Annotated in this window: 12 protein-coding genes; 4 read left to right on the forward strand and 8 right to left on the reverse strand. The window is 69.9% G+C overall.

From position 1 onward, the window contains the following. Positions 1–5 precede the first annotated feature (5 nt). A complete protein-coding gene (locus H9622_RS05230) occupies positions 6–398 on the forward strand; it encodes a phage holin family protein (RefSeq protein ID WP_191764885.1) in 393 nt (130 codons plus the stop codon). Here H9622_RS05230 and H9622_RS05235 read toward each other — a convergent pair. The 3 genes from H9622_RS05235 to H9622_RS05245 all read right to left on the reverse strand — a co-directional run bounded on the left by H9622_RS05235 (position 370) and on the right by H9622_RS05245 (position 5,376). Continuing rightward, positions 370–1,743 carry a hypothetical protein gene (locus H9622_RS05235; protein ID WP_191764887.1) on the reverse strand — a complete coding sequence of 458 codons (1,374 nt, stop codon included), beginning with the start codon at positions 1,741–1,743 and terminating at the stop codon, positions 370–372. The genes H9622_RS05230 and H9622_RS05235 overlap by 29 nt on opposite strands. Beyond that, positions 1,743–2,021 carry a hypothetical protein gene (locus H9622_RS05240; RefSeq protein ID WP_191764889.1) on the reverse strand — a complete coding sequence of 93 codons (279 nt, stop codon included), beginning with the start codon at positions 2,019–2,021 and terminating at the stop codon, positions 1,743–1,745. The genes H9622_RS05235 and H9622_RS05240 overlap by 1 nt, the downstream gene beginning before the upstream one ends. 178 nt (positions 2,022–2,199) lie before the next feature. Beyond that, positions 2,200–5,376 (reverse strand): ExeM/NucH family extracellular endonuclease, encoded by a 3,177-nt coding sequence (locus tag H9622_RS05245; RefSeq protein WP_191764891.1) that lies wholly within the window; start codon positions 5,374–5,376, stop codon positions 2,200–2,202. A 254-nt stretch (positions 5,377–5,630) separates the two neighbouring features. Here H9622_RS05245 and H9622_RS05250 point away from each other — a divergent pair, with 254 nt between their 5' ends. Both H9622_RS05250 and purB read left to right on the forward strand, forming a co-directional pair. After that, on the forward strand, positions 5,631–6,137 hold the full coding sequence (locus H9622_RS05250; RefSeq protein ID WP_191764893.1) for a low molecular weight protein-tyrosine-phosphatase: 507 nt from the start codon (positions 5,631–5,633) through the stop codon (positions 6,135–6,137). A gap of 36 nt (positions 6,138–6,173) precedes the next feature. Next, positions 6,174–7,571, forward strand: coding sequence for an adenylosuccinate lyase (gene purB / locus H9622_RS05255; protein ID WP_191764895.1), 1,398 nt, complete (start codon positions 6,174–6,176; stop codon positions 7,569–7,571). A 182-nt stretch (positions 7,572–7,753) separates the two neighbouring features. Here the strand turns inward: purB and H9622_RS05260 are convergent, their stop codons facing one another. The 3 genes from H9622_RS05260 to H9622_RS05270 all read right to left on the reverse strand — a co-directional run bounded on the left by H9622_RS05260 (position 7,754) and on the right by H9622_RS05270 (position 10,259). Further along, on the reverse strand, positions 7,754–8,080 hold the full coding sequence (locus tag H9622_RS05260; RefSeq protein ID WP_191764897.1) for an amino acid transporter: 327 nt from the start codon (positions 8,078–8,080) through the stop codon (positions 7,754–7,756). Beyond that, positions 8,077–8,790, reverse strand: coding sequence for an acyl-CoA synthetase (locus tag H9622_RS05265; protein WP_191764899.1), 714 nt, complete (start codon positions 8,788–8,790; stop codon positions 8,077–8,079). Before H9622_RS05265 ends, H9622_RS05260 begins: the two co-directional genes overlap by 4 nt. Positions 8,791–8,876: 86 nt before the next feature. Continuing rightward, positions 8,877–10,259 (reverse strand): pyridoxal phosphate-dependent decarboxylase family protein, encoded by a 1,383-nt coding sequence (locus H9622_RS05270; RefSeq protein ID WP_191764901.1) that lies wholly within the window; start codon positions 10,257–10,259, stop codon positions 8,877–8,879. A 165-nt stretch (positions 10,260–10,424) separates the two neighbouring features. Between H9622_RS05270 and H9622_RS05275 the strand changes: the two genes are divergently transcribed. Continuing rightward, complete coding sequence (locus H9622_RS05275; RefSeq protein ID WP_191764903.1) at positions 10,425–10,877, forward strand: hypothetical protein; 453 nt, start codon at positions 10,425–10,427, stop codon at positions 10,875–10,877. Between the two features lie 3 nt (positions 10,878–10,880). Here the strand turns inward: H9622_RS05275 and H9622_RS05280 are convergent, their stop codons facing one another. Together H9622_RS05280 and H9622_RS05285 are read right to left on the reverse strand one after the other, a co-directional pair. Then, on the reverse strand, positions 10,881–11,261 hold the full coding sequence (locus tag H9622_RS05280) for a PPOX class F420-dependent oxidoreductase (protein ID WP_191764906.1): 381 nt from the start codon (positions 11,259–11,261) through the stop codon (positions 10,881–10,883). A gap of 28 nt (positions 11,262–11,289) precedes the next feature. Beyond that, positions 11,290–12,048 carry a class I SAM-dependent DNA methyltransferase gene (locus H9622_RS05285; RefSeq protein WP_191764908.1) on the reverse strand — a complete coding sequence of 253 codons (759 nt, stop codon included), beginning with the start codon at positions 12,046–12,048 and terminating at the stop codon, positions 11,290–11,292. Positions 12,049–12,096: the final 48 nt, after the last annotated feature.

The following is a 12,096-nucleotide window of genomic DNA, read 5'->3' on the forward strand; positions in this document are numbered from 1 at the left end:
TCACTATGGGCTTCATCATCCGCGTCGTCGTCAATGCCTTCGCGATCTGGGTCGTCACTCTGATCACGGCTCTGCAGGTCACGGTCATCCCGTTCCCGCCCGGCGAGACCCTCCAGCTCGTGCTCACGCTGCTGGCGGTCGCCGCCATCTTCGCCCTCGTCAACACGATCCTCGGCACCGTCATCAAGGTGCTGGCCTTCCCGCTGTACATCCTCACGCTCGGCCTCATCGGCCTGCTGATCAACGCGTTCCTGCTGTGGTTCACGGCCTGGATCACGAGCTTCTGGAGCTGGGGCCTGCGCGTCGAGGACTTCTGGCTCGGACTTGTGGCGGCGATCATCATCTCGCTGATCAACTGGATCTTCGGCATCATCCTGCGCCCGCGGCAGAAGGACTGACGACGGCGCGGTCGCCCCGCACCGCGGCGAACTCCAGCACCTCGACCGACTCAGCCTCGGCGAGCCCCGCGAACACGTCGCGGACCTGGCCCATTCGCGGGTCGCTCGACGCGTCGACGAGGACCGCAGTGTCGGTGTACGACATCATCCGGTGCGCCGGCACGCCGAGATCGCCCAGCCCCGACGGGGAGTCGGCCTCTCGCTCGGCGACGAAGCTGCCCGGCGCGCCCACCGCTCCGTCGTGACCGGCTCCGGCGAGCGCGGCGACAGGATCGTCCGTGTGCCGCATGGCGACGCTCAGCGTGCCGGGACCGACGTCCGCCTCGACGGGTGAGCCGAACGACACGAGCGTGCGCACGTCGTAGTCGCCCTCGAGCGCGAGATGCGACGTGATCATCGCGCCCTGCGAGTGCCCGAACGCGTGGACGACATCGCCGGGCTCGGCCCCGGCTGCGGCGAGCGCCGCCTCGGTCGCCTCGTACGACGCCGAAGACGACCCGGCGTAGAGCTGCGCGTTCGACAGGTTGTCCCACGGATCGTCGCCGCCGGCCGCGAACGTCTGCATGCCCGCCACGTACACGGCATACTGCCGCGAGCCGTCGGCCATCGTGTACCGCTCGACGCGCACGCGTGAGTCACCGCCGCCGGGCATTCGCCTCGCAGCGCCTGCGAGGCCCGTCGGCGCGACCGTCGGCGTCTCGACCGGCGGCACACGCGTCAGCGTGACCGGATCGCGGCCACGCCCGGTGAGGCGCGCGTCAGCATCGAGCCGGCCGAACCCGCCGACCCCGGCAACGACACCCAGCCCGAGCGCGAGCCCGCCGAGCGCCACGCCGCCGACGATCGCGCCGGTCGCGCTGACCTCGTTGCCGACGACGATGCCGACCTCGGTGGCCTCGCGGACGAGGTCGCCGGGTGCGTTCACCGTCCACCAGAACCGGGCCTCCGCAGCCGCGGCCGCGGCGTCGGGATGCCGTGCGACCAGGGTCTCGCGCAGACGATCGATGCGCGCGACCGCGTCGCGATCGGCCGAGAGCACGGCGGCATGATGCTGGGCGTCGAGCTCGACGAGTTCGTACACGGCGGCCGCCTCCCGGAGGGCGTGGGCGATCTCTTTCGCGCCGACGAGCGATGCTGTCAGCCGAGAGCGCAGGGTCGCGGCGGCTCCGGCGGCGTCCCACGCGTGGGCGCGTGCGGTGAAGAGCATCATCTCCAGCGAGCCGACGCGGTGGCACAGCGCGTCGAGTTCTTCGCGCGCTGCGACGAACTGCGCCGCTGTGCGCCGCAGCGTCTCGGTGTCGACGGCGACGACCCCGCCGCCGCTGAACTGCACGTCGTCGCTCATCAGAGGCCCCGATCCGACGAGAACAGCACCGCATCACGCGCGCGCAACGCCGACAGGCGCGCGGTCTCGGCGAGGCAGACCAGGCCCGACACGTCGCCGGCCCACTCCTCGGCACGGGCGTGGAAGACCGTCGCCGCGGAGGACTGCCAGTCGGTCGCCGCCGACAGCGCTCGAGCGAGAGCCGCGACGTCGACGAGCCGATCACTGACCGCCGCCAGCTCCCGCGCGACGATGTGCAGCTGGGAGGCGACGCCTGGCGCCCACGTCGTATCGTGCATCGCCCCATGCTCGTCGGGCGCGGCCGCGTCTCCCCGTGGACGCCGACGACCTGTGCACGGCGACCATCACCCGCACGGCTGTGAAGGAGGAGTGGAGGGCGCGGCATCCGCTCTCCTCCAGCGAACGAGAAGACGCCGCCCCGACGTGCGCGGCGGCGTCCTCATCGTCTGCCGAGGGTCACTCGAGGTCGAGGAGCCCCTTCATCCCGACGATCACCGTGGCGCTGCCGGTCGCGGTGTTGCCCGCGGCGTCCGTCGCCGTGTAGGTGAAGGTGTACGTCGCCTTGTTCACGGCCTTGACCGTGAAGTGGGTGTCGTCGATGCGGGTCCACGCCGCACGCGCCTGACCGTTGGTGGTCACGCTCGTGAGCTCGACCGTCACCTCGCCGCGGTCGTCGGCCGCGTCGATCTGCACCGCGATCTCACGGTCCTTGTTGTTGGGCGGGAAGACGAACGACGGGTCGGTGGTCACCTCGATGGTCGGCGCCGTCGTGTCGGGCGGCGTCAGCTCCAGTCCGACCAGCACCGGGTCGTGGTCGCTCGAGCGGTACGGGTCGGGCGCCCACAGTGCGTCCTGCGCCGGCTGCTTGAACGACATGTCGTAGTCGATCAGGCTCGGCTCGTCGGCGTTGATGTTCCACGGCGACGCACCGCGGACGTCTCCGAGCAGCCCCGGACCGGCCAGCGCGTGGTCGAGGTAGCCGTTCTCGCCGTCGAACACGTAGCTGTACGCGTCCTCGCCCTGGAACTTCAGGATGAGGTCGGTGTAGCCCTTCGCCGTGAGCGCGGTGATCGGGTCTTCCTTGTCGTACGCGTTGAGGTCGCCGATGATCAGCTCCCGGCCGACGGTTTCCTGCCCGGTCGGGTCGGTGGTGAGCCAGTCGGCGAGCGCATTGGCCGCGTTCGTGCGGACGACGTTGCAGTTGCCCTGGAGCGGGTCCTCAGACTCGCCTGTGCACGCCGAGCCTTTCGACTTCAGGTGGTTCACGACGACTGTGAACTTCTCACCGCCGACCTTCTGGAAGGTCTGCGTGAGCCCCGGGCGATTGCGGCTGTCGAGCCAGCGCGAGTCCTTCGCCTGGTTCATCAGGGCGTAATCGCCGACCGGCGTGACCGTGGCCGGCTTGTAGATGATCGCCGTCGTGATGACATCGGTCCCGATCTTGCCCGTGACGAGCGGTGCGTAGACATCGGAGCCGAGCTTCTCGTTGAGCGCCGCGGTGAGCGTCGTGAGCGCCTGCGAGTCGGCGTTGTTCTCGATCTCGATGAGTCCGAAGACGTCGGCGTCGATCGCCGCGAGCGCCGACACGATCTTCGCCTCCTGGCGGTCGAGCTCCTCCTGCGTGTTCGCGCCGCGGGCGATGTCGTCGTCCGCCGACGTGTTCGGGTCGTCCAGCGTCGTGAAGTAGTTCAGGACGTTGAAGCTCGACACCAGGATGTCGCCGCCGACCTCAGGCACATCCGGCCGCGGGTTGGTGGCCGTGTAGATCGGCTTGCCGGTGGGCTGGATGGCGTAGGTGCCGAAGCGGTCATCGAGGATGCCGATCACGTTCTCCAGAGTGTCGCCCCCGCGGAAGGTGTTGCCGAGGGTGAACACCTCGCCGTTCGGGTGGATCGCAGGATCGGGATTCTGGATGCTGCGCCCGTCGTCGATCGTGATCCGCTCGGCCACGTTCGACAGGTCCAGTGCCGCTGCGCGCGGGTCGCTCGGCAGGTACCGCGCGGTCGGCACCGACTGACGGGTCAGGCCGACGTCGACCGTGCCGTAGCGCGCGAACTCGAAGTACTCGAGTATCGACAGCGTCTGCGGGAGGGTGACGTACATGCCCTCGAGCGCCTCGCGCTGCGCGGGCGTGGCGGGGAGCTGGAACTCCACCGGTGCCGGCAGCGTCACGCCCGAGTCGCAGACTGCCACGTCGGCGAGCACGATCTCGGTCGTCCCCTCGAACTCCTTGACCTCGCCGGCGACGCTCACGACGTCTCCGACCGAGACCTCTGCGCCGTTCTGCGCGTAGACGAAGATGCCGTCCGACGTCGCGGAGTCGTCGTCGCCGCCGTCCTGCACGAAGTAGCCGTTGAAGCCGCCGGTCTGGAAGTCGCCGACGACCGTGCCCTTGATGAGCACATCGTTGCCCGCAACGGGCGACGCCATGCCCGAGCCCTGCACCGAGCCGATGGTGACGTGCGTCAGGTCGCACCCGGCCTCGATGTCCGGCGGGTCGACGGGCGGGACGGTGAGGGAGTTCGACTTGCCCGGCGTGTTGGCCGCCTCGCCCTCGATCAGCGTTCCGGCGTAGCCGGGGATGCCTGCCAGGTGGAAGTCGTTGCGCACCCAGTCGGCAGTGGTGTCGGTGTCGGTGCCGTCGGGGATGCGGGATGCGCCGCCCGGGGCGAACGGCAGTCCGTCGTACGAGACCCCGAGCGTCACACCGCCGTAGGTGCGGTCGGAGGCGCCGCCGTCGTGCACGGCCACGGCATCGACGACCTCGAAGCCGAGACCGTCGTCGATCACGCCGTCGTCGTTCGCGTCGATGTCGGTGCCCAGAGCCGGGATCGTGCCGGTGACGAGGAGCAGGCTGACCGTGCCGTTCTCGAGGTCGCCGTTGCCGAGCGTGGCGAGACTCCGGCCGGTCATGTCGGCGGCCGGGAAGGAGACGACCTGGTCGATCACCCCGAACGCGGGCGTCGTGGTGGAGTCGCCCTCGATCTCGAGCACACGATGGCCCGACAGGTCGGTGCCCGGGGTGGCCAGCAGCTCGACGAACTCGACGTCGTCGCCGTCGGTGCTCGCCGAGAACTCGTTGATCACGACCTTCTGCGCGGGGGGCTCGCCGCCGCAGTCCGCGGTGTGTGCGCCGAGTCCGCTGAAGGTGTCGATCGCGAAGCCGTCCCACTCGTCGGCGGGACTGAACGCGTTCGTGCCGTCGGCGTCGCCGATGCATACGTCGGACTGACGTCGGAGCGTGGCGTCCTGCGCACCGGTCGCACCCGTTCCCCACTCGGTGCCGGGGTCGAAGCCGATCTGCCCGAAGACGTCGACGGCGGTGGAGCCGTTGAAGAGCGCGATGGCGTCGTCGCCGTTGTACCAGTTGCCGGTGGCGATCTGATCACCGAGGGCCTGGAGCGCCTCGGAAGCCTGGTTGTTGACGACGACGAATGCGTCACCGGCGGCGACGGTGCCCGACAGCGCCACGGTGAGCGTCGAGGTGGCGGAGCCGTTGAAGTACATCCTGAGCGAATAGCCGGTCAGGTCGACGGGCGCATCCGTCGGGTTGTAGACCTCGAGGGCCTTGTTGTTGCCCGATCCCTCGACGTACTCGCTGATGAACAGCTCGGTCGGGGCCTCGGCTGCCACCGCGGAGGGTGCGATCAGCCCGGTCAGGGCGATGGCACCGGCGGCGACTATGGCGACGGTTGCTCGTGTGGAACGGCGCACAGATCCTCCTGGACATGAGAGAAGGCCGGTAGGCCTTCCGCGCAAGGCTAGGCGAGCTCGTGTCGCGCGGGAAGGTCAATTAGAGGAGAGTTCGATAACGTTCGGTGACGAGCGGGCGGAGCAGCATCCGTCACCTCTTGGGCACCCACATTCGGCGCGCAAGAATGGAGGACATGACGGCCACCCCCGGCGATCCCTTTCGCGTGGTCTTCGTCTGCACCGGGAACATCTGCCGGTCACCCATGGCTGATGTCGTCTTCCGAGGATTCGCGGATGCCGCAGGCCTGGGCTCGCGCGTCGCATCGACGAGCGCCGGCACCGGCGACTGGCACGTCGGCGAACGCGCCGACCAGCGCACCATCGACGCCCTGACCCGCGCCGGCTACGACGGCACTCGACACCGCGCACGACAGTTCACCCACGCCGACTTCGCCCACAGCGACCTCGTGATCGCGCTCGATCGCAGCCACGAGCGCATCCTGCGGGGCTGGGCGCGCAACGAGTCGGACGCCGACAAGATCGCCCTGCTGCTGCGGTTCGATCCGGCGGCCACCACGCTCGACGTGCCCGACCCGTATTATGCCGGGCCCGGAATGTTCGACGAGGTGCTCGGTATGATCGAGAGTGCGAGCCGGGCGCTCTTCCGGCAGCTCGAACCCGCGATCCGTCCGGTGCACTGACACCGGCGCCGCCCTCTGCGTCTCGACGGGAGCATCGTGACCTCTCTCCATCCCACCGCTCTTCCGTGGCAGCCGCTGAGCCCGCTCGACGGGCGCTACCGCGAAGCCGTCACCGGGCTCGCCGACTATCTCTCGGAGGCGGGGCTCAACCGCGCGCGCGTCGAGGTCGAGGTCGAGTGGCTGATCGCCCTCACCGACCGGTCGCTGTTCGGCACGTCTCCGCTGAGCGACGACGACAAGTCCCGCCTCCGCGCCCTCTACCTCGAGTTCGGCCAGGCCGAGATCGACTGGCTCGCCGAGAAGGAAGCGGTGACCCGCCACGACGTGAAGGCCGTCGAGTACCTCGTGCGCGACCGCCTCTCCACGCTGGGGCTCGACTCGATCGCCGAACTGACCCACTTCGCCTGCACGAGCGAGGACATCAACTCCACCTCGTACGCGCTCACTGTGCAGCGCGCGGTGGAGCGGGTGTGGCTGCCGAAACTGCGCGCGGTCATCAACGCGCTCACCGACCTCGCCGTACGTCACCGCGACGCCGCGATGCTCTCCCGCACCCACGGCCAGCCCGCCACCCCGTCCACGATGGGCAAGGAGCTCGCCGTGTTCGCGTGGCGCCTCACGCGCGTGGCCGATCAGATCGAGGCCGGCGACTACCTCGCGAAGTTCTCGGGTGCCACGGGCACCTGGTCAGCGCACCTGTCGGCCGATCCCGACGTCGACTGGCCCGAGCTCACCCGCTCGTTCATCGAAGGACTCGGCCTCGGGTTCAACGTGCTCACGACGCAGATCGAGTCGCACGACTGGCAGGTCGAGCTCTACGATCGCGTGCGGCATGCCGGCGGCATCCTGCACAATCTCGCCACCGACGTGTGGACCTACATCTCCATCGGCTACTTCACGCAGATCCCCGTCGCGGGCGCCACGGGCTCGTCGACGATGCCGCACAAGATCAACCCGATCCGCTTCGAGAACGCCGAGGCGAATCTCGAGATCGCCGGCGGACTCCTCGGCACGCTCTCGCAGACGCTCGTCACGAGCCGCCTGCAGCGCGACCTCACCGACTCGACGACGCAGCGCAACATCGGCGTCGCGTTCGGCCACTCGCTGCTGGCGCTCGACAACCTGCAGCGCGGGCTGAGCGAGATCTCCCTCGCCGAGGACGTGCTGCTGGCCGACCTCGACGCGAACTGGGAGGTGCTCGCCGAGGCGATCCAGACGGTCGTGCGGGCCGAGATCGCCGCCGGCCGCTCGCAGATCAGCGACCCCTACGCGCTGCTGAAGGACCTCACGCGCGGCCGCCGGGTCGGCGCCGCGGAGCTCGCCGAGTTCGTGCGCGGACTCGACATCGGCGAGGCGGCGAAGGAGCGCCTGCTCGCCCTCACTCCGGCGACGTACGACGGCCTCGCCTCGAAGCTGGTCGACGAGCTCGGCTGACGCTCAGGCCGTTCGCCTGCGGCAGCCGGCCGGCAGTCCCCGAGAACAGGTGATCTGGCGGAGACAGGAAGACTCGGCGGGAAACGTCCTCCGTGCGCCAGATCTCCTGTTCTGGGCGAGGGGCGCTTGGCTCGCTCAGCGACCCGCGGGGTCGCCGCACCTACGACCTCGGCCGGAAGGCGTCAGGCCTTGGGGCCGGCACCGGGCGCGGCATCCGACGAGTCGTCCTCATCGGGCATCAGCACCGGCTTGTCGATCGTCTTCGTCACCTGAGCCGGGTCGACGGCGAGAAGCAGGAGCGACACGATCAGCAGCACGGCGATGAACGTGATTCCGGCGATGATGAGCGCGAGCACGAGCGCGGCCCGCGTCTGCTCGCTTCCGCCCGCCTGGAAGAAGCCCATCGACACGAGCGTCACGATGCCGGCGAACAGGGCGGCCGCGAACGCGAGCCCGAGCAGCTGCAGGGGCTTCATGAGGTCGCGGCGGGTGGGGCGGTCGTCGCTCACGCGGGATCCTTCTGGTCGGCGGGGGCGGATGCCGGGGCCTCGGTGACGACCTCGGCTTCCTTGCGGGGCGAGAAGCCCGCGATCCCCAGGTATACCGCGACGATCGCGGCGTAGACGCCGAAGATGCCGACGGCGATGATGATGCCGGTCAGGGTGCCGGTCATGCCCGCTTCCTCGACGCGGTAGGTGAGTGCATAGCCGGCGGGGACGAGCGCCAGCGCGATGCCCAGCAGCACGCCGACCGCTCCGACCACGACGCCGTCGCGGGCGTCGGAGCGCGGTCCGGGGTCGACGACCGGGCGCACGTCGGCGACGCCGGGGGCGATCTCGCGACGGGCACGCGGACCTCGCATCGCGCGCCAGCCGGCGATGAGCTCGAGCACTCCACTCACGAGGGCCCACGCAATCACGACGGAGAAGAACCCCGTCACGGTGCGCAGCGGCATCAGGCCGCCGGCCATGCCCGCAACGAGGGTCACGCCGCCGAGGGAGGCGGCGGGCCAGCGCCGGCCGGCGGGGTGGACGAGCCACACCGAGAGGAGCAGCACGAGCCCGGTGGCGATCGCGAAGCCGCTGAACACCGACATCCCGACCTGCGCGGAGTGGTCGGGCGAGAACGTGATCATGACCGCGGCGAGCGCCGCGAACGCGGCGCGCGCGAGCTGCACGTGGCGCACGTCGAACGTGCGAGCGGAAGAAGCTGAGGTCACGGCGGATTCCTGCGAGACGGAAGGGATGCCTCCAGTCTAGTTCGGCCCGCTGAGAAGGGCCGCCGCCGCCGGGGCGGCAACGAGCCTCACCCCAACGAGTCGAGGATCTCCACGAGCAGCTCGTACGTCGTCAGCGGGCTGATGATGGCGAAGCGCAGCACCGGCTCACCGGCGTGCGAGCTGGGCACGACGAAACCGCGCTGCTCCTCGAGCAGGCGATCGGACCACGCCTGGTAGTCGGCGGCCGCCCAGCCCTCCCGGCGGAAGACCACCACGGAGAGCTGCGGGTCGCGCACGAGCGACAGGCCGTCCCGCCGGTCGATCTCGTCGGCGATGCGGCGGGCGAGGTCGATGCCGTGCGCGATCGTCGCCCGGTACTGCTCCGTGCCGTGGGTCGCCAGCGAGAACCACAGCGGCAGGCCCCGCGAGCGCCTGGTCAGCTGGATCGCGAGGTCGGACGGGTTCCAGTCCGGCGAGTCCGTCAGCGTGTCGAGGTACTCCGCCTTCTGCGTGTGCGCGCGCAACGCGAGGGAGGGCTCACGGTAGATCAGCGCACAGGCGTCGAAGGGTGCGAAGAGCCACTTGTGGGGATCGACGATCACCGAGTCGGCGAGTTCGACGCCCGCGAACGCCGGGCGCAGCTCCTCGACGAGCATGGCCGCGAGTCCGTACGCGCCGTCGACGTGCAGCCAGATGTCGTGCGCCTTCGTCGCGGCGGCGACTCCGGCGATGTCGTCGACGATGCCGAAGTTGGTCGTGCCGCCGGTCGCGACCACGGCGAACACCGCATCCGCGTGCTCGTCGAGCGCGCGGGCGACCGCGTCTCCGTGCAGACGCCCGTCGGCGCCGGGAGGCGCGGTGATGACGTCGACATCCATCACGGCGGCGGCGGACGCGATCGAGGAGTGCGCCTCGGCGCTGCACAGCACCGCCCAGCGCGCCGGGTCGGGGCGGCCCGCGTCGCGGTTGCGCTGGCGCGCGGCATCCCGAGCCGTCACAAGGGCCGAGAGATTGCCGATCGTGCCGCCCTGCACGAACACCCCGCCCGCCGACGCGGGCAGCCCGAACTCGCGGGCGAGCCAGTGCAGCACCTCGTTCTCGGCGAAGACGGCACCGGCGCCCTCCATCCACGAGCCGCCGTAGATCGCGGATGCCGACACCACGACGTCGAACGCGAGCGAGGCCTTGCTCGGTGCGGAGGGGATGAACGACAGGTACCCCGGGTGGTCGGTCGAGATGCACGCCGGCGCCAGCACGTTCTCGAAGAGCGCGATCGCCCGGCGAGCGCCGATGCCCTCCTCGGTGATCGAGCCGGACGCGAGGCGGGACAGGTCGTTCGGACGCATCGGCTTGTCGAGCGGCACGTCCTTGTAGAGCGCACGGCGCCGGGCGTAGTCGAGCACGTCGTCGACGGTGTGGCGGGTCTCGTCGGAGATGGCGTGCATCTGCTCGGGTGCTGGCGAGGTCATGGCTTCTCCACGGATCGGGTGACAGTCCACGGTAGATCCCCCCGCGCGGGTTGTCACTCCGGCCGTCGGGGAACTGATCAGGATCGGAGAAGCGGATGCCGCGGCCCCTGCGTAGCGTGAAGCTCGAGGTCGCAGGGACGGCCGCACACCGTGAAGGAGAACGTCATGAGCGAGAAGGCAACGTCGAAGGAGACGACGAGCGGACTGTCCGCCGAAGAGCGCGCCGCCGTCAAGGAGCGCGCCAAGGAGCTGCGGGCACAGGAGAAGGCCGGGAAGAACCGCGAAGCGGGGCTCAAGTCCGTGCTCGACGTCATCGCGAAGCTGGACGGCAGTGACAAGAGGATCTGCGAGGGGCTCGTGAAGGTCGCCGGCGAGGTCGCTCCGGAGCTCGTCGGCAAGACCTACTACGGCATGCCGGGCTTCGCCAATGCCGACGGCAAGATGGTCGTCTTCGTGCAGCCGGCCGGCAAGTTCAAGACGCGCTACGCGACGCTGGGCTTCGAGCACCCCTCCCACCTCGACGACGGCGACATGTGGGCGACCGCGTTCGCCGTGCTCGACTGGAACGACGCCGTCGAGAAGCGAGTCACCGAACTCGTGAAGAAGGCGGTCTCGTAGGCGTCAGACGGTGCGGAACCGGGGCGAGCCGAGCACGCGCTCGACGGTCAGCTCGAGCACGACCCGCTCCGGGTTCACGCGCGGTTGGCGGTAGCGCGCCGCATAGAGCTCGACGGCGCGGGCGACGGCATCCGCTTCTTCATTGATCCGTGCGGTGCCCTCGAAGCTGATCCAGCGCGCGCGGTCGACCGAGCAGATCGTCGCCCGGCCGCGTCGCTGTGCGTTGAGGAACTTCTGCGTGCCGCGCGTGCCGATGACGCGCACCACGCCGTCCTCGTAGGTGAAGCCGACGGGCACGGCGTGAATCCGGTCGTCACGCCCGAGGGTGGACAGGGTGGCGAGGTGGTACTCGCGGAGGAACTCCAGGGCGTCGTCAGTCAGCACCGGACCAGCCTCGCACGCGGCGGGTTGATCAGCTCTGAGCCGGGAGCCGGTACACCGACACGTGACTGCGCGACTCGCCGGTGAAGGCGCCGCGGTCCCAGTCCGCCCACCGGGACTCGAGCTCGAAGCCGGCGAGGCGCGCCATGAGGTCGAGTTCGCTCGGCCAGATGTACCGGTGCGGCGACCGCCCGACGCGGGCCTCGCGACTGCCGGTGATCTCGGGGTCGAAGCGCACGTGGTGCGAGACGATCAGCTGCTGCAGCGTGTCGACCGTGTCGACGAGCAGGTAGCCGGGCTCGCTCACCTCCACCGTGCCGCGGTAGCCGGGTGCGAGTGCCCGCAGCTCGGGCACCCACAGCTCGACGACGAAGCATCCGCCGGGTGCGAGGTGGCGCGCCGCGTTGCGGAAGCACTCGACCTGCACCTCCTGAGTGAGCAGGTTCGAGATCGTGTTGTACACGAGGTAGACGAGCGCGAACCCCTCGCCGGCGTGCGCGGTGGTCATGTCGCCCTCGACGACCGGCAGCCGATCAGCACTCGCCTTCTCGCGGAGGCGGGCGACCATCGCCGTGGACAGCTCGATGCCGACGACCTGCACTCCGGCGTCGCGCAACGGGATCGCGACCCGTCCGGTGCCGACCGCGAACTCGACCGCTCGTCCGCCTTGCGCGAGCTCGGCGAGCACGCCGACGGTCGGGCCGAGCACGTCGTCGGAGAACATCCCCTCGCCGGGGGTGTCGTAACTCTGCGCAACCTCGGCATCCCAGAGCCGCTGCTGGTCGACCATCGGGCCATCCTGGCCCGTCGGTCGCAGCAGGTCAACGGCTGCGCGAGT

Source organism: Microbacterium gallinarum (genome assembly GCF_014837165.1).
GTDB classification, from domain to species: domain Bacteria; phylum Actinomycetota; class Actinomycetes; order Actinomycetales; family Microbacteriaceae; genus Microbacterium; species Microbacterium gallinarum.

Excerpts from the sequence above, each read along its gene's own strand:
- H9622_RS05230 (WP_191764885.1), top strand. The coding sequence starts at position 6 with ATGGGCTTCATCATCCGCGTCGTCGTCAATGCCTTCGCGATCTGGGTC.
- H9622_RS05235 (WP_191764887.1), bottom strand. The coding sequence starts at position 1,743 with ATGAGCGACGACGTGCAGTTCAGCGGCGGCGGGGTCGTCGCCGTCGAC.
- H9622_RS05240 (WP_191764889.1), bottom strand. The coding sequence starts at position 2,021 with ATGCACGATACGACGTGGGCGCCAGGCGTCGCCTCCCAGCTGCACATC.
- H9622_RS05250 (WP_191764893.1), top strand. The coding sequence starts at position 5,631 with ATGACGGCCACCCCCGGCGATCCCTTTCGCGTGGTCTTCGTCTGCACC.
- H9622_RS05270 (WP_191764901.1), bottom strand. The coding sequence starts at position 10,259 with ATGACCTCGCCAGCACCCGAGCAGATGCACGCCATCTCCGACGAGACC.
- H9622_RS05275 (WP_191764903.1), top strand. The coding sequence starts at position 10,425 with ATGAGCGAGAAGGCAACGTCGAAGGAGACGACGAGCGGACTGTCCGCC.
- H9622_RS05285 (WP_191764908.1), bottom strand. The coding sequence starts at position 12,048 with ATGGTCGACCAGCAGCGGCTCTGGGATGCCGAGGTTGCGCAGAGTTAC.